1 protein-coding gene is annotated in these 366 nt (G+C 36.8%); it reads left to right on the top strand.

Annotation, left to right across the window (positions count from 1 at the left end):
• Positions 1 to 248, top strand: a 248-nt coding sequence (locus tag ACQ4LH_RS21895) for a hypothetical protein (protein ID WP_430699017.1), incomplete at its 5' end; no start/stop codon positions are given.
• Positions 249 to 366 lie beyond the last annotated feature (118 nt).

The raw sequence follows: 366 nt of genomic DNA, 5'->3' as shown, positions 1-366 counted from the left end.
AGGCAAGGGGCGAAGGCGGCAGCGGGAGAGGAGTAAAAGAGAGAGAAAAAGGGCAAAGAAAAAGAAGGGACAGGGGAAAAAGAACGAAAAAAAGGAAAAAAAAAAAAAAAGGGAAAGAAGAARGAAGAAAAGAAAAARGAAAAAGAAAAAGAAAAAGAAACGGAAGAAAAAAAAAAAAAGAAAGAAAAGAAAAAGAAAGAAAAAAAGAAGGAAAAAAAAAAAAAAGAAGAGGAARARAAAAAARATGAAAACTAGAGGAGCGACGACGGCAGCGACAGATGAGAATAAGAGACAGGAAAAAGACATCGCCGATGAGGAAATCACAGGCAAAGGGGTGATTGAGAAAGAAGACGAGAAGGGAGGAAT

Source organism: Pseudomonas peli (assembly GCF_050563605.1).
Classification (GTDB): domain Bacteria; phylum Pseudomonadota; class Gammaproteobacteria; order Pseudomonadales; family Pseudomonadaceae; genus Aquipseudomonas; species Aquipseudomonas peli_A.
The sequence above is the reverse complement of the archived record's forward strand: the minus strand, read 5'-3'. Positions and strand labels throughout refer to the sequence as shown.